Genomic DNA, 17,817 nt, shown 5'->3' with positions numbered 1-17,817 from the left:
CGCGGAGACCCCGGACCCGCGCAGACGCGGACGGCGACCGACGCGCCCGAGCGGACGACTTCTCCTCCCCCGCGTTTGGAACCCGGACGAGGGGGGTACGAGGAGAAGGTGAACGACTCGATCCAGCAGGGCTCCGCGCACCGCACCGCCGAGGACGCGCCCGTCGCGTCCGTCGCGGGCGCGCCGCGGCTGCGCGGCATCCTCTTCGACCGCGACGCCACGCTCGTCGTCGACGTGCCCTACAACGGCGACCCGGCGCGGGTCGAGCCGATGCCGACCGCCCTCGACGCGGTGGACCGGGCCCGCCAGTCGGGGCTCGCCGTCGGCGTCGTCACCAACCAGTCCGGCATCGCCCGCGGCATCATCGACCGCGAGCAGGCCGACGCGGTGAACCGCCGCGTGGACGAGCTCTTCGGCGGCTTCGACACCTGGCAGCTGTGCCCGCACGGGCAGGAGGACGGCTGCGCCTGCCGCAAGCCCGCTCCGGGCATGGTGCTCCAGGCGGCCCGGGCTCTGGATCTGCCCGCCGAGTCGCTCGCTGTGATCGGCGACATCGGCGCCGATGTGGGGGCCGCGGCCGCCGCCGGCGCGCGAGGCGTCCTCGTGCCGACCCCGATCACCCGCACGGAGGAGGTGACCGCCGCACCGCTGCGCGCGGCGACGCTCCTCGAGGCCGTGGAGCTGCTGCTCGCGATGCAGCCCGACGAGGACGAGGCGTGACCCGGCGGGTGCTGGTCGCCCGGCTGGACAGCGCGGGCGACGTGCTGCTCTGCGGGCCGGCCGTGCGGGCGATCGCCGCGGATGCCGAGGTGCTGCTGCTCGCCGGGCCGCAGGGGGCGCCCGCCGCGGCGCTGCTGCCGGGGCCGACGTCGGTGCGCACCTGGTCCTGCCCGTGGATCGGCGACGCCTCGCGGCCGGTGGACGCCGCCCTGGTGGCGGAGCTGCGCGCGATCGTCGAGGAGTTCGCTCCGGACGAGGCCGTGATCCTCACCTCCTTCCACCAGTCGCCGCTGCCGCTCGCGCTGCTGCTGCGCCTGGCCGGTGTCGCCCGGATCTCGGGCGCCTCGGTCGACTTCGCCGGTGCCCTGCTCGACGTGCGGCTGGTGCCCGGCGAGACCCTCGACGAGGACCAGCCCGAGCCGGAGCGCGCCCTCGCGATCGCGGCGGCCGCGGGCTTCGCGCTGCCGAAGGGCGACGACGGGCTGCTGCGGGTGCGCCGCGAGGGCGTGCTGCCCGCCGCGCTCGAGGGGGTCGGCCCGTACGTGGTCGTGCACCCCGGTGCCGCCGTTCCCGCGCGGGCCTGGCCGGCCGAGAACGCGGCGCGTGCCGTGGAGCTGCTCGCCGACTCCGGAGTCGCGGTCGCCGTCACCGGCGGGCCCGGCGAGCGAGTGCTCACCGCGCAGGTCGCGGGCAGCCGCGGCATCGACCTCGGCGGCGCCACCGACTTCGCCGGCGCGGCCGAGGTGCTCGCGCGCGCCGAGGTCGTGATCAGCGGCAACACCGGCCCGGCCCACCTCGCGGCGGCCGTCGGCACCCCGGTCGTCAGCCTGTTCGCACCGGTCGTCCCGGCGATCCGCTGGGCGCCCTACGGCGTGCCGGTCGAGCTGCTCGGCGATCAGGGCGCGGCCTGCGCCGGCTCGCGCGCGCGGGTCTGCCCGGTGCCCGGTCACCCCTGCCTCGCGGGGGTGAGCGCCGAGGAGGCGGTGGCCGCCGCGCACCGGCTCCGCGCGCTCCCGCGCCGCGCCACGACGACAGCCACGACGACCCCCACCACCACACCCTCGGAGGCACTCGCATGAGGATCCTGCTCTGGCACGTGCACGGCGGCTGGGCGGACGCGTTCGTCCGCGGCGACCACGAGTACCTGCTCCCCACCACTCCGGCCCGCGACGGCTGGGGCCTCGGCACCGGCGGCCGCGACTGGCCGAACACGATCGAGATCGCCCCGGAGGAGCTGCGCGACGCCGACGTCGACGTCGTCCTCCTCCAGCGTCCGGACGAGCTCGCCGAGGCGGAGCGGCTGCTCGGCCGGCGGCTCGGCCGCGAGATCCCCGCGGTCTACGTCGAGCACAACACGCCCCGCGGCGACGTGCCCGACAACCGCCACCCGCTCGCCGACCGCGACGACCTCCTGCTCGTGCACGTGACGCACTTCAACGCGCTGATGTGGGATACCGGATCGACGCGCACCACGGTGATCGAGCACGGGATCAACGACCCCGGACCGCTCTACACCGGCGAGCTGGCGCGCTTCGGCGTCGTCATCAACGAGCCGGTGCGCCGTCAGCGGGTGACCGGCACCGATCTGCTGCCGCGCTTCGCCGCGGTCGCGCCGCTCGACGTCTTCGGGATGAAGACCGAGGGGCTCGTCGGCACGCCCGGGCTGCCCGCCGACCGGCTCGAGGTGCTCGGCGATGTGAAGACCGGCGCGATGCACGCCGAGCTCGCCCGCCGCCGCGTCTACCTGCACCCGTTCCGCTGGACCTCGCTCGGGCTCGCGCTGCTCGAGGCGATGCACCTGGGGATGCCGGTCGTCGCGCTCGAGACGACCGAGGCCGGCCGCGCCGTGCCGCCCGAGGCCGGCGCGATCTCGAACGACCTGGACGCACTCGCCGCCGCGGCCCGCGCGCTGATCGAGGATCCGGAGCGGGCCGCGATCGCCGGCGCGGTCGCCCGTGAGGCCGCGCTCGCGCGCTACAGCCTCGGCCGGTTCCACCGCGACTGGGACGGGGTGCTCGGCGACCTCGCCGCCGCCCCGCGCACCCTGTCCACCGCCGGAACCCGCGAAGGGAGCACCCTGTGACCTCGACCCGACCCCTCTCGATCGCGATGGTCTCCGAGCACGCCAGCCCGCTGGCGACGCTCGGCGGCGTCGACGCCGGCGGCCAGAACGTGCACGTCGCCGCGCTCGCCGACGCGCTCGCGCGCCGCGGCCACCGCGTCACCGTCTACACCCGGCGCGACGACGCGTCCCTCCCCCGGCGCGTGCCCTTCACCTCCGGCGTCGAGGTCGTGCACATCGACGCCGGGCCGGCCGCCAAGGTCTCGAAGGACGAGCTGCTGCCGTTCATGGGCGACTTCGCCGTCGATCTCGCGAACGACTGGCTCGACTCCCGCCCCGACCTGGTGCACAGCCACTTCTGGATGTCCGGGGTCGCCGCCCTCGACGCCTCCGAGCGGGTCGAGCGCGCCACCGGGCGCCGCGTGCCCGTCTTCCACACCTTCCACGCGCTCGGCGTGGTGAAGCGCCGCCAGCAGGGCGCGCTCGACACCAGCCCCGAGGAGCGCGCCTGGCTCGAGCCCGGCGTCGGCCAGCGGGCGGACGGCGTCGTCGCCACCTGCTCCGACGAGGCCTTCGAGCTCAAGGGCCTGGGCGTGCCGACCGCGAGCATCTCGGTGGTGCCCTGCGGGGTCGACCTCGAGCGGTTCACGCCCGACGGACCCGTCGCCGAGCGCTCCGGGCGGGTGCGCCTGATGAGCATCGGCCGCCTCGTGCCGCGCAAGGGCATGGGCCACGCCATCGAGGCGCTCGCCCGCCTGGTCGCCGACGGCTGCGACGCCGAGCTGGTGATCGTCGGCGGCTCCGGCTCGGGCGACGCGCTCGCCGCCGACCCGGAGTATCAGCGCCTGCACAGCGTCGCCGAGGGCCTCGGCGTCGCCGATCGCGTCGACTTCGCCGGCCAGCTCTCGCAGACCGAGATGCCGGCGATGCTCCGATCGGCGGACATCGTGATCTGCGCGCCCTGGTACGAGCCGTTCGGCATCACCCCGCTGGAGGCGATGGCCTGCGGCGTGCCGGTGGTCGCCTCCTCGGTCGGCGGGCTGATCGACACGGTCGTCGAGGACGTCACCGGCGTGCACGTGCCGCCGCGCGACCCCGAGGCCCTCGCCGAGGCGCTCGCCGCGCTGATCGCCGACCCCGAGCGCGCCCGTGCCTACGGGGCCGCCGGCCGCGCCCGCGTCGAGGCGCGCTACTCCTGGGACCGCGTCGCCGCGGACACGGAGCGCGCCTACCTGACCACCCTCGCCGGACTCGGCGACGGCGAGGCCGCCATGAGCGGCACCGCCCGCACTCCCCTCTCCTCCACCCCCCGGAAGGCGGCCCCGCGCAGATGAGCATCGACACCGTTCTGGACACCCCGACCGACACCCCGACGGACGCCGCCCGGCGCCTCGTCGACGACCACATCGCCCGCGCGCTCGACGTCGTCGCGCAGCTGGAGCGGCACTCCGACCGGATCGTCGCCTGGGGCGTCGAGCTGGCCGACCGGCTGCACTCCGGCGCGCGGCTGCTCGCGGCCGGCAACGGCGGCTCGGCGGCGGAGGCGCAGCACCTCACTGCCGAGCTGGTCGGCCGCTTCGACGGCGACCGCGTGCCGTTCTCGGCGATCTCGCTGCACTCCGAGACCTCCAGCCTCACCGCCATCGGCAACGACTACGGCTTCGACCACGTGTTCTCCCGCCAGGTCACCGCGCACGCCCGCGCCGGCGACGTCGTCGTGCTGCTCTCGACCAGCGGCCGCAGCGCCAACCTGCTGCACGCGGCCGAGGCGGCGCGCGCAGCCGGAGCCCGCTCCTGGGCGCTGACCGGCGACGGGCCGAACCCGCTGACCGAGGCCTGCGACGAGTCGATCGCTCTCGAGGGCCACGGCTCGAACGTGCAGGAGGCGCAGCTCGTGCTGGTGCACGCGCTCTGCCGGGCGTTCGAGCACCGGATCCGCGTGCGGACGGGGGCGGCCGCGTGAGCCGCCTGCGGATCGCCGTGGTCGGCGACGTGATGCTCGACGTCGACCTCTCCGGCCCGGCCGAGCGGCTGAGCCCCGACGCGCCCGTGCCCGTGGTCGACGTGTCGACCCGCGGGGTCCGGGCCGGCGGCGCCGGGCTCGTGGCGCGGATGCTCGCGCGCGACGGCCACGACGTCGTGCTGGTGACGGCGCTCGCCGACGCCGCGGACCCGGATGCCGCCGAGCTGCTGGTCGCGCTCGACGGCGTGCGGGTGGTCGCCGGTCCGTCCGGCGCTCCGACGCCGGTGAAGACGCGGGTCGCGGCCTCCGGCCAGGCCGTCGTCCGCTTCGACCGCGGCTGCGAGCGACCGCCGGTGCCGAGCGTGACCCTGGAGATGCTCGCCGCGCTCGACGAGGTGGACGCGGTCGTCGTGGCGGACTACGGCCGCCGGCTGACCGAGGACGCCTCGCTGCGGGCCGCCCTCGACGCGCTCTCGGTGCCGCTGGTCTGGGATCCGCACCCGCGCGGCTCGGCGCCCGTCGCCGGGACGACCCTCGCGACGCCGAACCTCGGCGAGGCCACCGGCTTCTCCGGCGCGAGTGGCCGCGGCGTCACCCTCGCCGAGACCGCCGCGACGACGCTGCTCGAGCGCTGGGGCTGCGGCGCGGTCGCCGTGACGATGGGCTCCGGCGGTGCGCTGGTCCGCTCGCGCGGCGCCGGCGTTCCGGTCGTGCATCCTGCCGCCCCCGTGCCGCCGACGGACCCGTGCGGGGCGGGCGACCTTCGCCGCCTCCGCCGCCGTCGCACTCGCGGGCGGGGCCACTGCGTCCGAGGCGGTCGGCGCGGCCGTCGCCGCGGCCGGTGCCTATCTGCTCGCGGGCGGTCGCGCCTCCCTCGCCGTGCCCGCCGACACCGCCGCCCTGCACGGGGCCTCGGGGGTGGACGCGCTGCGCGTCGCCGAGGCCGTCCGCGGCGCCGGCGGCACCGTGGTCGCGACCGGCGGCTGCTTCGACCTGCTGCACGCCGGGCACGCCCGCACCCTCTCGGCCGCCCGGGCGCTCGGCGACTGCCTGATCGTCTGCCTCAACTCGGACGACTCCGTCCGTCGCCTGAAGGGACCGGCGCGGCCGATCATCCCCGAGGACGACCGGGTCGACCTGCTGCTCGCGCTCGAGTGCGTCGACGCCGTGCTCGTCTTCGGCGAGGACACCCCGGACGAGGCACTGCGCCGCATCCGCCCGGACGTCTGGGTCAAGGGCGGCGACTACTCCGCCGAATCGCTGCCCGAGACCGCGACGGTCGCCGAGTGGGGCGGCCGCGTCCTGACGGTGCCGTACCACGCGGGCCGCTCGACCACCCATCTCGCCGCCGCGCTCGCGCGCGTCGGCTGACCGCGTCGGCTCCGGCCGACCACCACCCACCGCGCCCGCTCGCCGGCGCCGAGGATCCTGGAAGGGACACCCATGACCACCACCCCCACCCCCATCGGCCGCGTCCTGATCACCGGAGGCGCCTCCGGACTCGGAGCCGCCGTCGCCGCTGCCGTCGCGGCCGCGGGCGGCACGCCGATCGTCCTCGACCGCGACGTGTCGAACGTGCAGGAGGGCGTCGCCGCCTACCAGGTGGACGTCGCGAAGACCCGCGAGGCCGAGAAGGCGGTCGTCGAGATCGCCCACGAGCACGGCGGACTCGACGCCGTCGTCACCGCGGCCGGCATCGACCGCTGCGGCCGCCTCGTCGACGTCGACCCGGAGGAGTGGGAGCGCGTGATCTCGGTCAACCTGCTCGGCACCGCCGCTGTCGTCCGCGCCGCGCTGCCGTTCCTGACGGAGACCCACGGCCGCGTCGTCACCGTCGCGTCCTCGCTCGCGATCAAGGCCGTCTCGGACGCGACCGCCTACTGCGCGTCGAAATTCGGCGTGCTCGGCTTCACCCGCGCCCTCGCGGCCGAGACCAAGGGCGAGATCGGCGTCACCACCCTGATCCCCTCCGGCATGAAGACCCGCTTCTTCGACGACCGCGACGCCCAGTACAAGCCGGGCCCCGACGCGCTCCTCAACGACCCGGAGAACGTCGCGAACGCCGTGATGTTCGTCCTCGGCCAGCCCCGCGGTTGCGAGGTCCGCGAGCTCGTCATCACCCACGAGGAGGAGCCCTCCTGGCCGTGACCCGCTGACGCCCAGGACGTCTGACGCTCACCCGCGTCCGACCCCTCCCGCGAGATGCCACTTATGAGCGCGACACGCCGGTGTCGCCGCTCATAAGTGGCATCTCGCGGTTGGGGCAAGGCCCGGGCGTCGTCAGCTGGTCGAGGCGAGGACGGCTCGGGCGTCCTCCAGGACGCGGGAGACGGGGACGTCGTCGACGAAGGACAGCTCGTGCTCGCAGCGCGGGGCGGTCCAGCCGACCTGCGTGACGTCGATGCCGCAGACCGGGCAGCGGGTGGTCCAGCTCAGCTGGACGCGGTGGCGCTGGCGGCCGAGGGGCTGGGCGTTGATCGCGTTGCCCACCCAGAAGACGCCGACCGTGGGCGCCCCGACCGCCGCTGCGAGGTGCCGCGGTCCGCTGTCGTTGCCGAGCACGAGGTCGGCGAGCGAGAGCAGCGGAGCGAGGTCCGGCAGCTCGACCGCGCCGGCCCACGACACGGCGCCCGGCGCGCCCGCGACGATCGCGTCGGCGGCGGGCACGTCGGAGGCGTCGCCGACCACGAGCACGCGCGCCCCGTCCGCCAGCAGCGCCCGCGCCACCTCGGCGAAGGACGCGCTCGCCCAGCGCCGCCGCACGTCCGTCGCCCCCGGGTGGATCAGCACCAGCGGTCCGCCGTCGGGCAGCACCGCGGCGAGCCGGTCGCGGCGCTCCGGGTCGACCTGCAGCGACGGCTCCAGCCGCACCGCCGGCGCGCCCGCGAGCCCGACGACCTCGAGCGCGCGCAGCATCTCGTGCTGGTAATAGACGTAGGGGATGGTGCGCTCCAGGTCCGCCGCGTCGTCGGTGCGCGTGCCGATCGTGTGCCGCGCGCCGAGCCGTAGCAGGAACGGGTTGGAGAAGCGCCCGCCGCCGTGCAGCTGCACCGCGAGGTCGAAGCGCCGGGCGCGCATCCGGGCCGTGAAGTCCTCGACGATCCGCTCGTCCTCCCCGTCGCCGTCGCGCACACCCTGCGCCACCGGCAGCACCTCGACGCCCGCCACGGGCGCGTCGCTGCCCTCGATCAGCACGCGGTGCGCCGGAGTGCCGAGCAGGGTGATCTCGGCGCCCGGGTACGCGGCGGCGAGCGCGTCCACGGCGGGCAGCGCGAAGAGCAGATCGCCGAGTCCGCCACCGCGGAGCACGGCGATCCTCTCGACTCCGTCGAAGCGGTCTCGGAGCGGGGCGATGGCGACCACGGGGGTTCCTCTCGGTGCTGCGGAGCCGCGCGGGACGACTCCGGGGAAGGGGCACTCCTCCACTTCCCCGTCCGGGGCGTTCCGAAACCGGAGACGGCCGTCGAGCCCCGCACAACATCAGCTGAGAAGGGAGGGCCTCCGCTGTGGGGGGAGGGACCCACCTCTCAGCTGATGTTGTGCGGCGACCTGCGGGCGGCGGCCACTCGCGGGCCCCGCCTGCGCGGCTGCTCAGTCGTCCGCGAGCGCCGCGCGCCGCACCTTGCCCGCGTCGTCGCGCAGCGGCGAGCGCTGGAGCCGCAGCGCCCGCGGCGCGCGTGAGCCGAGGTGCTCGCGCGCGAAGGCGAGCAGCTCCTCCGCCGTCACTGCGGCGTCCGCGATGTCGACCACCGCCTCGATCGCCTGGCCCAGCTCCGCATCCGGGACGCCGTACGCGACCGCCCCGCGCACCGCCGGGTGCTCCTCCAGCACCCGCTCGATCTCCGCCGGGTAGACGTTCACCCCGCCGCGCAGGATCAGGTCGTCGGCCCGGTCGAGCACGGTCAGGTAGCCGTCGGCGTCGACCGAGCCGACGTCGCCGAGCGTGTCCCAGCCGTCCTCCGTCCGCTTCGACTCCCCGCCGAGGTAGCGGTAGGTCGGCTCGCCGCGCTTCAGCCAGACCCGCCCCGGCTCACCGACCGCGCACTCCGTCCCGTCCGGGCGCAGCACCCGAAGCTCCGTGCCGCCGATCGGCCGGCCGACACTGCCGGGCCGCTCCAGCCACTCGTCGCCGCGGATCATCGTCAGCCCGTTCGACTCGCTGCCCGCGTAGACCTCGACCACCTTCTCCGCCCCGACCCAGTCGATCAGCGCGCGCTTGTCCGCGGGCGGGCACGGCGAGCCCAGGTGCAGCACCGTCTCGAGCGACGACACGTCCGCGTCCCGGTGCGCGGGCGTCCGCAGCAGCCGGTGGATCATCGTCGGCACCAGCAGCGCCCAGGTCACCCGGTGCGCCGCGATCGCGGCGAGCACCCGCGCCTCGTCGAAGCGCGGCAGGATCACCAGCCGCTGCCCGGTCAGGAGCCCGCGGAACGCGTAGGTGAAGGTCGCGGAGTGGGTGAGCGGCCCGGCCACGAGCTGCACCCCCTCCCGCGGCAGGAAGGCCGCGACCGGCTGCGTCGGGTCCATCAGCGCGGGAGCCGCCGCGAGAACGATCTTCGGCCGACCGGTGCTGCCGGAGGAGGCGGGCGCCTTCCACGACGCCGCCCGGAGATCCGGCAGCTCGTCGTCCGGCAGCGCCGGGTCGGGCTCGAAGCCGGCGGGGACGAACGGCACGCCCTCCAGCTCGACGCCGACGCTCAGCGTGGGCCGCCCGAGCGCGCCGACCTCGGCGAGCTCCCGCGCCGAGAGCCCGCGCGAGAGCGGCTGCGGCGTCGCGCCCGCCTTCCAGATCGCGGCGCAGGCCAGCACCAGCTCGGCCGAGTTCGGCAGCGAGACCGCGACGAGCGAGTCCGGAGTGACGCCCCGCGCCGCGTAGGCGCGCGCGAGCCGGTTCGAGGCCCGGTCCAGGGCGCCCGCGGTGAGCGTCGCGTCGTCCGCGACGACCACGACCCGCTCGGGATCCTCCGCGGCGAGCGCCGAGAAGCAGCGCGAGAACGAGCGGCGCATCAGGCGGCGCTCGCGTGCGACCGGTACAGGGCCTCGTGGCTCGCGGCGACGTCGTCCCAGGAGTGCGAGAAGGCCAGCTCCCGCCCGGGCCGCGGGTCCGGCGCCTCCCCCGCGAGCGCCGCGGCCAGCGCCGCCCGGATGCCCGCCACGTCGCTCCCGTACGCCACCGTCCCGCCGAACACCTCGCGCAGCACCGGCAGATCGCGCGCGACGACCGGCACCCCCGCGGCGAGCGCCTCCATCGCCGCGAGGCCGAAGCCCTCCTTGGTCGAGACGAAGCCGAGCACCGCCGCGCCGGCGACGAGCGCTGCGAGCCGCTCCTCGGGCACCGTGCCGAGCACGACCGGCGTCACCCCCAGCTCGGCCGCCCGGCGCTCGAACTCCTCGCGATAGCCCCGGTAGTCGAACAGCGTCTCCCCGCCGCCGAAGACGAGCACCGTGCCGGGCGCGAGTCCCGCGAACGCCGCCAGCAGGTCGACGCTGCCCTTCCGCGGCTCGATGCCGCCGAGCGCGAGCACGTAGCGGCCGAGCTCGGCCCGCCACTCGGCGACCCCCTGGCCGCCCGCGGCGGCGGCGAAGCGCGCGGCGTCGACGCCGTTCGGGATCACGGTCGGCTCGCGGCCCCAGCCTGCGGCGACGTCGCCCGCGACCGACGCCGAGACCGCGAGCAGCGCGGCCGGCCCGGTGAGCGCGCGCTCGTGGCAGTCGATCAGCGCCGGCGTCGTGAACTCATCGAGGTGGTGCACGGTGCGCAGCAGCCCGCCCGGTCCGGCGGCGCCGGCACGGAGCGCGGCGTTGGCCGAGATGCAGTCCTGCGCGTGCACGACGTCCCACTCCGTCCCGCCCGTCGCCGCGAGCCCGGCCGCGAGCGCATCGAGGGAGCGGACGATCCGGTCGCCGACGCTCTCGCCCTCTCGCGCCGCGAACGGCACGACCCGGACCGCCACGGCGGGATCGACCGCGCGGAAGAAGGCGGAGTCACCGCCGCGGCCGAGCGTCCAGACGGTCACCTCGTGCCCGCGCCGGGCCAGCGCCTCCGAGAGCGCGAGCGTGTGCACCACGCCGCCGCGGGGCCTGGTGGAGTAGGTCAGCTGCGCGATCCGCACGGGGTCTCCTTCTCGATCGAGCGGGCGGGTGGGCAGCGGGGCCGGGCAGCCGGGCGGGCAGGCCGGCCGGGTCAGCCGGTGGGCGCCGCCCCGTGGTACGCGTGCACGGCGCGGTCCCGCAGGTGGTCCATGCTCCGCCGGGCTCGCGCCACGGACGCGGACACGTCGTCCGTCGCGACCGCGAGCCCGCCCTTCGCCCACGTCTTCGCGATGATCTCGCCGGCCGGATCGACGACCTTCGCCTGCCCGAGGAAGCGCAGCCCGCCGAGCACGCCTGTCTGGTTCGAGGACACCAGGTAGACCTGGTTCTCGGCGGCGCGCGCGCAGTCGTAGAGGTCGAACAGGTGCGCCTGCCGGTCGTTGCGGATCCGGTCGGACCGGTCGGTGACGCTGGCCGGCCAGGCGCTGAGGCAGCAGAGGATCTCCGCCCCGTCCAGCGCCAGCGAGCGCGCCGACTCGGGGAAGGTCTTGTCGAAGTCGATCATCATCCCGATCCGCCCGACCGCGGAGTCGAAGGAGCGGAACGCGTCGCCCGCCGCGTACGCCTCCGATTCGCCCAGCGGCAGGTGCACCTTCCGGTGCGTCCCGATCACCCGGCCGCCCTGCACGCAGACCGCCGAGTTGTAGCGGCGGACCTCGCCGCCCTCGAGCGCGCGCTCGGCGATGCCGAAGCACACCGTCGTGTCCCCCGCCATCGCCGCGACCGCGGCGACCTCCGGCCCGTCGACCTCCACGGCCTGCGGCAGGTCGTCCGGGCCGGGGTGGTGCATGTCGAGCAGGTAGCCGCCGAGCGTCGCGTCGGGCAGCACCAGCAGGTCGATCCCGCGCTCCTGCGCGCTCGCGATCATGCCGGGCAGCTTGACGAGGGTGCGCTCGAGATCGCGGCCGAAGTGCGCCGCGACCGCGGCCAGGGTGATGCTCGACATGGTCCTCTTCTCTCGCCCCGCCCGGCCGGACGAGCGGCCGGACGAGCGGCCGGAGGCGCGCCCGGGGCGAGCGCGCGGCCGTCACCGTACCGCGGCGCCCTCGAACCGGTCCAACCGCGCGCCGCCGAGCAGCTGCTGCACCACGTGCTCCGCATCCCGCGCGATCGCCTCGAAGCGGCCGGAGCCCCAGGTGTTCAGCCACGGCAGCCCGAGGAAGTGCAGCCCCGGCACCGCGGTCGCGCCGCGGCGGTGGGTGGGGTGCCCGGCGCCGTCGAAGACGCCGATCTGCATCCAGGAGTAGTCGGCGCGGAAGCCGACCGCCCAGACGATGCTCGTGATCCCGGCGGCCGCCAGGTCCAGCTCCTCGATCTCGCGCTCCGGCCGCCAGACCGGGGTGTAGCGGGCCTCGGTCGGCGCCTGCACGCCCGAGCGCTCGATGTAGGCGTCGATGTCGTTCTTGATCGACTCGGCGACCGAGTCCGCGTAGTCGAGCGACGCCTCGGCCGTCGGCGCGAACCGGAGCGACGCACCGTCGACCTGCTGCAGCCGCCCGTAGAGGTGCATCCCGTCGCGCGCGAACGCCCGCAGGTCGATATCCCGCCCGCCGCCGCGCCCGGTGACGTAGTGATTGGTCGACTCCCGCTTCGAGAGCCCGCCCACCTGCGCGTGCACCGGCACGTCGTAGACGCCCATGTCGGCGAGCCACGCGACGCAGTCCCGCCCGCGGTAGAACCGGGCGACTCTCGGAGCGGTCCCCAGCGCCAGGTGCACGGCGCGCCCCTCGAGGAAGAGGTCCTCCGCGATCTGCGCGCCGGACTGGCCGGAGCCGACCACGAGCACCCCGCCCTCGGGCAGCGCCGCGGCCGAGCGGTAGTCGGCCGAGTGCAGCTGCACGACCGAGTCCGGGATGCGGTGCGCGACCGCCGGCAGCACCGGCCGGTGGTAGCCGCCGGTCGCGACGACGACCTGGTCGGCCGTGATCGTGCCGCGCGAGGTGACGATCTCGAAGGCCCCGTCCGCGCCCTCGCGCAGCCGCAGCACCTCGGTGTCCTCCACGACCGGAGCGTCGAACGACTCCGCGTAGCGCCGCACCCAGGCGTGCACCTCGTCGCGGGTCATGAAGCCGTGCGGGTCGTCGCCGTCGTAGGGGTAACCCGGGAGCCGGCACTGCCAGTTCGGCGTGACGAGGGTGAAGTTGTCCCAGCGGCGGTCGAGCCAGTCGTGCGCGATCGTGTCGCGCTCGATCACGAGGTGCTCGACGCCCTCGTCCGTGAGCAGGCGGCTGATCGACAGCCCGGCCTGACCGGCGCCGATCACGGCGACCGGCAGGTGCCGGCCGTTCTCGAGCGCGGTCATGCGCGCGTCCCCTGCACGGTCGGAGCAGCGGACGGCAGCGGCGGATCCATCGCCAGCACCCGCACCCGCCCGCCGTCGAAGCGCGCGGCGGCCGCGACGATCTCCGACTCCTGCTGCAGCGCGGAGGTGCAGGCGAAGCCGAACTTCGCGCGCACCCGCTCGCTGGCCAGCCGCAGCGCCTCGGTCGAGCGCCCGACGAAGTCCTCGAGCGGATAGCTCTCGCCCTCGGCGAGGTAGTCGTGCATCACCAGGCTCGGCGAGTAGCAGCGCTCCTCGACGCCGTCCGGCCAGCGGACGTGGAAGGTCATCTCAGGCATGGACCAGCCCTCCGCTCCAGACGCGGTCGATGTCGTAGGCGTCCGGCCGGCGGTCGCGCAGGTGGAACATCCCGCCGCGCATCGCCTCGAAGGTGCCCCGCACGTCGATGTCGGCGACCGCCATGCCGGAGCCGAGCAGCGTCGTCGCGAGGATGTTGCCGCCCGGATCGACGACCTTCGCGTTGCCCACGTAGCGGAGCGACCCGAAGGTGCCGGACTGGTTCGACGCCAGCCAGAACACCTGGTTGTCCAGGGCCCGCGCGATGTCGAACTGGTTGAAGCGGTAGGTCCAGCGGTCCTCCTGCAGGTTCTCCGCCGTCGCCGTCCGCGCGGCCGGCCAGGCCGAGAGCGAGGCGATGATCTCCGCCCCGTCCAGCGCCATCGAGCGGGCCGCCTCCGGGAAGGCCTTGTCGTAGCAGATCTGCAGCCCGACCCGGCCGACCGGCGTCTCGAAGACCGAGTAGCCGGGCCCGGGCGAGTAGGACATGTGCTCGCCGAGCGGCTGGTGCACCTTGCGGTAGCTGCCGTAGATCTGCCCGCCGTCGAGCAGGGCGGCCGCGTTGTAGCGGGTCTCGCCGTCCTCGTCGAGCTCGCAGAAGCCGATCGCGACCAGCAGGTCGCCCGCGATCTCCTGCACCCGGCGCAGCTCCGGCCCGTCCAGCGCGATCGCCGGTGGCATCGATCGGGTCGTCGTCTTGACGGTGTCGCCGTGATTGCCGAGCGAGGAGAGGTAGCCGCCGATCGCGGCCTCGGGCAGGACGAGGAACTCGACCCGCTTCTCCCGGGCCTCCTCGGCCAGCGCGGCGATGAGCGCGTAGTTCTGATCGAGGTCGCGGGTGAAGTTCGCCGCGACCGATCCGACGACGGTCATGGCGGCGGCCTAGAGGTTGTAGGTCGAGTTGATGATGGCGCCCTTGCGGGCGTAGTGGATGACGGCGTCCTGCACGTCGAGCGGGTGGCAGGGGATGGTGCCCTCGATCAGGTCCTCCTCGCGCAGGCCGTGCAGCGCCATGCCGAAGCGGCAGACGAAGACGCGGTTGCCCTCGTCGATGAAGGTCTTCAGGGCGTCGTTGATGTTCTGCTCCCCCGGGAAGCCGGAGTCGCCGACCGTCGGGAAGCCACGGGTCGCCATCGCGTTGATCGTGCCGGGGCCGTAGAAGTAGACGGCCGACTCGAAGCCCTTGCGGGCCGCGCGGGTCGCCTGCAGGATCGCGACGAAGCTGACCGAGGACTCGTGCGCGATGCCGTGCACGAGGGTGAAGTAGGACTGCCCGGGCTCGGCCTGGTAGTCGGGGAAGACCTTGGTGGAGCCGTAGAGGTTGCTGCCCTTGGGCAGCGAGGGGTGCGCGATCTCGCCGCGCGACTTCTCGATGTTGGCGCTGATCTGCTCTTCGATCGCGGCCTGGTCGTCCGTGCTGACGTCGGCGGGGGTGGTCTGGTCGTCGGTCATGGGAACCTCCGGGGTTCGGTGAGGAGCGCGCCGGGCGGGGCGCGAGCGAGTGGTGCAGGGACAGGAGTGCCGGGTGGAACGGGCGGTGCTGTGATGCAGAGGCCGGCGTCGCTCGGGGCGGTTCGAGGGCGAGCGGAGCGACGGGGCCGGGTCGGGAGCGTTCGTCCCGACTGCGTCCAGTCAAGGCCGCTCGTGTTTCGAAGTGGTTTCGGCCAGAAGAAGCCTGCGTGACGCCGGGCGGGCTCCGGGGCGGCCGCCGGATGTAACACGATCGCGTTCCCGATGTCATCGCTCCGAAACACCGCGTTGACCTAATGGAGGCTCACGACGTCGGACTCGCCGTCGCGCACCGCTCGACTCGAGAATCCGAGGAGCACCATGACCGACCTGCAGATGCCCCGCCTCCGCACCATCGACAGTGCCCCGACCGACACCGCTCCCGCCGACTCCGGCTGCGGAGCCGCCCCGTCCGCCCTGCGCACCCGCGTCGACATCGCCCTGCAGGGCATCCGCGTCGACGCCCCCGTGCACCGCGAGGCGGGCGCCGGCCCGAGCGACGACGGCCACGTGATGCTCGGCGGCCTCGGCGCCGCCATCCCCGTCAACCCGAAGAGCCCCTACGCCGTGACCAACGGCCGGCTCCTGCTCGACGGCGCCGACATCGGCCTCGACGTGGAGCCGGTGAAGCGCCCGCGCTTCTACGACCTCAGCACCGCCGACGGCGTCTCCTACGAGAAGATCGCCCGCCTGCACGGCCGGAACATCCTCGCCACCACCGTCGTGCAGACCTGCATGCGCTACGACGCGGCCGAGCGCTGCCGCTTCTGCGCGATCGAGGCCTCGCTCGCCAACGACTCCACCATCGCCGTGAAGACCCCCGCGCAGCTCGCCGAGGTCGCCGAGGCAGCCGCCCGGCTGGACGGCATCCGCCAGATGGTGATGACCACCGGCACCTCGAAGGGTCGCGACCGCGGCGCCCGGCACCTCGCCCGCTGCGTCCGCGCTGTGCTCGAGGCCGTGCCCGGGCTGCCGATCCAGGTGCAGTGCGAGCCGCCGGAGGACCTCGCCGCGCTGCAGGAGCTGAAGGACGCCGGCGCCCTCTCGATCGGCATCCACATCGAGTCGATGGACGACGACATCCGCCGCCGCTGGACCCCCGGCAAGGCGCGCGTCTCGACCGCGAAGTACTGGGAGGCCTGGGACGAGGCGGTGCGGATCTTCGGCCGCAACCAGGTCTCGACCTACCTGCTCGTCGGCCTCGGCGAGGATCCCGACGAGCTGGTCGCGAGCGCCGGCGAGCTGATCGAGCGCGGGATCTACCCGTTCGTGGTGCCGTTCCGGCCGCTCAGGGGCACGCTCGCGACGGAGGTGGACCACGTCCTGCCGCCGGCCGGCTCGCTGCTGGAGAAGGTGAGCGAGCAGGTCGCCGCGCTGCTGATCGCGGCGGGGATGCTCTCCTCCGGCCAGAAGGCGGGCTGCGCGGCCTGCGGCGCCTGCGGCGTGCTGAAGACCGCCGGCGCCTGATGCAGCTCTCGATCCTCGAGGGGGTCCGCGCGGTCGCGCCGGCTGCCCGCGAGGCCTTCGTGGTCGTGGTCGCGGACCCGGCCGAGGTGGCCGCCTACCGGGCGCTGCGCCGCGAGGTCTTCGTCGCCGAGCAGGGCCTCTTCGACGCCGACGACCGCGACACTCTCGACGAGGATCCGCGCACGGTCGTCCTGGTCGCGCGCTCGGCCGACGGCGTGCTCGGTGGCGTGCGGATCGCGCCCGCGCTGGAGCACGATCTGGGCTGGTGGACCGGCAGTCGCCTGGTCGTCCGCCGCAGCGCCCGCGGCGGCGCCGGCCTCGGTGCCGCGCTGGTCCGGGCCGCCTGCGCCGAGGCCGAGGCGCGCGGCGTGCTCCGCTTCGAGGCGACGGTGCAGACCCAGAACGAGGTGCTCTTCCGCCGGCTCGGCTGGGACCGCCTCGGCACGGCGGAGGTGGCCGGCGTCCCGCACGTGCGGATGCGCTGGCCGATCGACCGCTTCGACCGCCTCGCTCGCGGGGCCAAGGCCGCCCTCGGTCCGCTGCTCGACGCGTTCGCCGGCCAGCTCGGCGGCCCGGGCTTCCGCGGCGACGACGGCGCGCCCGTCCCCGGCTCCGACCTCGTCGCCGTCTGCGACGCGATCGTCCCCTCGATGGTCGAGCGCGACCCGGAGTGGGCGGGCTGGTGCTCGGTGCTCGTCAACGTCAACGACCTCACCGCGATGGGCGCCGATCCGGTCGGCCTGCTCGACGCGGTCGGCGCGCGGGACGCCTCCTTCGCCGCCCGCATCCTCCGCGGCCTGCGCGCCGGCAGCGAGGCCTGGGGCGTGCCACTGCTCGGCGGCCACACCCAGCTCGGAGTGCCCGCCGCGCTCTCGGTCACCGGCCTCGGCCGCACCGCGCGCCCGGTCCCGGGCAGCGCCCCGATCGGACACCAGCTGAGCCTGACCGCCGACCTCTCCGGCGCGTGGCGCCCGGGCTACGCGGGACTGCAGTGGGACTCGACCTCCGGCCGCCCGCCGGAGGTGCTCCGCGCCCTCGCTGCGAGCGTCGGCGCCTGCGCTCCCGACGGCGCGAAGGACGTCAGCATGGCCGGGCTCGTCGGCACCGTCGGCATGCTCGCGGAGGCGTCCGGGGCGGGTGCCGAGCTCGAGGTCGCCGCGATCCCCCGCCCCTCCGCCGCCGGCCTCGCCGACTGGCTCTCCTGCTTCCCCGGCTTCGCGATGCTCACCGCCGACCGCCCCGGCGCCTCCCGGATGGGCACCCCGCACAGCGCCACCGCCGCCATCGGCCGCGTCGTCCCCGGCGAGGGCGTCACCCTCCGCTGGCCCGACGGCGCGAGCACCCCGGCGATCACCTCCGCCGTCACCCGCCTCGGCGCGGCCTGAC

Annotated in this window: 16 protein-coding genes and 1 pseudogene; 9 read left to right on the top strand and 8 right to left on the bottom strand. The window is 75.2% G+C overall.

All coding sequences use genetic code 11. The annotated features are described in order from the left end of the window. Positions 1-108 precede the first annotated feature (108 nt). The 7 genes and pseudogenes from GSU72_RS06310 (at position 109) to GSU72_RS06280 (ending at position 6,893) form a co-directional block, all read left to right on the top strand. Positions 109-720 (top strand): HAD-IIIA family hydrolase, encoded by a 612-nt coding sequence (locus GSU72_RS06310; protein WP_348272823.1) that lies wholly within the window; start codon positions 109-111, stop codon positions 718-720. Then, positions 717-1,799 (top strand): glycosyltransferase family 9 protein, encoded by a 1,083-nt coding sequence (locus GSU72_RS06305; protein ID WP_208545160.1) that lies wholly within the window; start codon positions 717-719, stop codon positions 1,797-1,799. The genes GSU72_RS06310 and GSU72_RS06305 overlap by 4 nt, the downstream gene beginning before the upstream one ends. Beyond that, positions 1,796-2,803, top strand: coding sequence for a glycosyltransferase (locus GSU72_RS06300; RefSeq protein WP_159984273.1), 1,008 nt, complete (start codon positions 1,796-1,798; stop codon positions 2,801-2,803). Before GSU72_RS06305 ends, GSU72_RS06300 begins: the two co-directional genes overlap by 4 nt. Before the next feature lie 26 nt (positions 2,804-2,829). Beyond that, positions 2,830-4,116 carry a glycosyltransferase gene (locus GSU72_RS06295; RefSeq protein ID WP_159986687.1) on the top strand — a complete coding sequence of 429 codons (1,287 nt, stop codon included), beginning with the start codon at positions 2,830-2,832 and terminating at the stop codon, positions 4,114-4,116. After that, entirely contained in the window at positions 4,113-4,745 is a 633-nt protein-coding gene (locus GSU72_RS06290; protein WP_159984272.1) for an SIS domain-containing protein, read from the top strand. Before GSU72_RS06295 ends, GSU72_RS06290 begins: the two co-directional genes overlap by 4 nt. A 5-nt stretch (positions 4,746-4,750) precedes the next feature. Next, positions 4,751-6,116, top strand: a pseudogene (locus GSU72_RS06285) (PfkB family carbohydrate kinase). A 72-nt stretch (positions 6,117-6,188) separates the two neighbouring features. Next, the gene (locus tag GSU72_RS06280; protein WP_159984271.1) at positions 6,189-6,893 is read left to right on the top strand and encodes an SDR family oxidoreductase; all 705 of its coding nucleotides are present in this window, start codon (positions 6,189-6,191) and stop codon (positions 6,891-6,893) included. 132 nt (positions 6,894-7,025) lie between these two features. Here the strand turns inward: GSU72_RS06280 and GSU72_RS06275 are convergent, their stop codons facing one another. The 8 genes from GSU72_RS06275 to GSU72_RS06240 form a co-directional block, all read right to left on the bottom strand. Beyond that, positions 7,026-8,108, bottom strand: coding sequence for a glycosyltransferase family 9 protein (locus GSU72_RS06275; RefSeq protein WP_159984270.1), 1,083 nt, complete (start codon positions 8,106-8,108; stop codon positions 7,026-7,028). A 228-nt stretch (positions 8,109-8,336) separates the two neighbouring features. Further along, positions 8,337-9,752, bottom strand: coding sequence for an AMP-binding protein (locus GSU72_RS06270; protein WP_159984269.1), 1,416 nt, complete (start codon positions 9,750-9,752; stop codon positions 8,337-8,339). Continuing rightward, complete coding sequence (locus tag GSU72_RS06265) at positions 9,752-10,858, bottom strand: MSMEG_0565 family glycosyltransferase (RefSeq protein WP_159984268.1); 1,107 nt, start codon at positions 10,856-10,858, stop codon at positions 9,752-9,754. The genes GSU72_RS06270 and GSU72_RS06265 overlap by 1 nt, the downstream gene beginning before the upstream one ends. A gap of 71 nt (positions 10,859-10,929) precedes the next feature. Further along, positions 10,930-11,784, bottom strand: a complete 855-nt coding sequence (locus GSU72_RS06260; RefSeq protein ID WP_159984267.1) for a carbon-nitrogen hydrolase family protein — start codon at positions 11,782-11,784, stop codon at positions 10,930-10,932. Positions 11,785-11,865: 81 nt separating this feature from the next. After that, positions 11,866-13,140, bottom strand: coding sequence for an MSMEG_0569 family flavin-dependent oxidoreductase (locus GSU72_RS06255; protein ID WP_159984266.1), 1,275 nt, complete (start codon positions 13,138-13,140; stop codon positions 11,866-11,868). Further along, a complete protein-coding gene (locus GSU72_RS06250) occupies positions 13,137-13,457 on the bottom strand; it encodes an MSMEG_0570 family nitrogen starvation response protein (RefSeq protein WP_159984265.1) in 321 nt (106 codons plus the stop codon). The genes GSU72_RS06255 and GSU72_RS06250 overlap by 4 nt, the downstream gene beginning before the upstream one ends. Beyond that, entirely contained in the window at positions 13,450-14,328 is an 879-nt protein-coding gene (locus GSU72_RS06245) for a carbon-nitrogen hydrolase family protein (RefSeq protein ID WP_159984264.1), read from the bottom strand. Before GSU72_RS06245 ends, GSU72_RS06250 begins: the two co-directional genes overlap by 8 nt. Before the next feature lie 9 nt (positions 14,329-14,337). After that, positions 14,338-14,907, bottom strand: coding sequence for an MSMEG_0572/Sll0783 family nitrogen starvation response protein (locus tag GSU72_RS06240; RefSeq protein ID WP_159984263.1), 570 nt, complete (start codon positions 14,905-14,907; stop codon positions 14,338-14,340). A 378-nt stretch (positions 14,908-15,285) separates the two neighbouring features. Between GSU72_RS06240 and GSU72_RS06235 the strand changes: the two genes are divergently transcribed. Both GSU72_RS06235 and GSU72_RS06230 read left to right on the top strand, forming a co-directional pair. Beyond that, complete coding sequence (locus GSU72_RS06235) at positions 15,286-16,431, top strand: MSMEG_0568 family radical SAM protein (protein ID WP_244256012.1); 1,146 nt, start codon at positions 15,286-15,288, stop codon at positions 16,429-16,431. Beyond that, a complete protein-coding gene (locus tag GSU72_RS06230; RefSeq protein ID WP_159984262.1) occupies positions 16,431-17,816 on the top strand; it encodes an MSMEG_0567/sll0787 family protein in 1,386 nt (461 codons plus the stop codon). The genes GSU72_RS06235 and GSU72_RS06230 overlap by 1 nt, the downstream gene beginning before the upstream one ends. The last annotated feature ends 1 nt before the right edge of the window (position 17,817 follow it).

The organism is Rathayibacter sp. VKM Ac-2760 (genome assembly GCF_009834185.1).
Taxonomy (GTDB): domain Bacteria; phylum Actinomycetota; class Actinomycetes; order Actinomycetales; family Microbacteriaceae; genus Rathayibacter.
Note: the sequence above shows the minus strand (reverse complement) of the source record. Positions and strands in the feature narration are given on the sequence as shown.

Coding starts and splice junctions, on each gene's coding strand:
- GSU72_RS06260 (WP_159984267.1), bottom strand. CDS start 11,784: ATGTCGAGCATCACCCTGGCCGCGGTCGCGGCGCACTTCGGCCGCGAT.
- GSU72_RS06235 (WP_244256012.1), top strand. CDS start 15,286: ATGACCGACCTGCAGATGCCCCGCCTCCGCACCATCGACAGTGCCCCG.
- GSU72_RS06255 (WP_159984266.1), bottom strand. CDS start 13,140: ATGACCGCGCTCGAGAACGGCCGGCACCTGCCGGTCGCCGTGATCGGC.
- GSU72_RS06300 (WP_159984273.1), top strand. CDS start 1,796: ATGAGGATCCTGCTCTGGCACGTGCACGGCGGCTGGGCGGACGCGTTC.
- GSU72_RS06230 (WP_159984262.1), top strand. CDS start 16,431: ATGCAGCTCTCGATCCTCGAGGGGGTCCGCGCGGTCGCGCCGGCTGCC.
- GSU72_RS06240 (WP_159984263.1), bottom strand. CDS start 14,907: ATGACCGACGACCAGACCACCCCCGCCGACGTCAGCACGGACGACCAG.
- GSU72_RS06250 (WP_159984265.1), bottom strand. CDS start 13,457: ATGCCTGAGATGACCTTCCACGTCCGCTGGCCGGACGGCGTCGAGGAG.
- GSU72_RS06245 (WP_159984264.1), bottom strand. CDS start 14,328: ATGACCGTCGTCGGATCGGTCGCGGCGAACTTCACCCGCGACCTCGAT.
- GSU72_RS06280 (WP_159984271.1), top strand. CDS start 6,189: ATGACCACCACCCCCACCCCCATCGGCCGCGTCCTGATCACCGGAGGC.
- GSU72_RS06295 (WP_159986687.1), top strand. CDS start 2,830: ATGGTCTCCGAGCACGCCAGCCCGCTGGCGACGCTCGGCGGCGTCGAC.
- GSU72_RS06270 (WP_159984269.1), bottom strand. CDS start 9,752: ATGCGCCGCTCGTTCTCGCGCTGCTTCTCGGCGCTCGCCGCGGAGGAT.
- GSU72_RS06290 (WP_159984272.1), top strand. CDS start 4,113: ATGAGCATCGACACCGTTCTGGACACCCCGACCGACACCCCGACGGAC.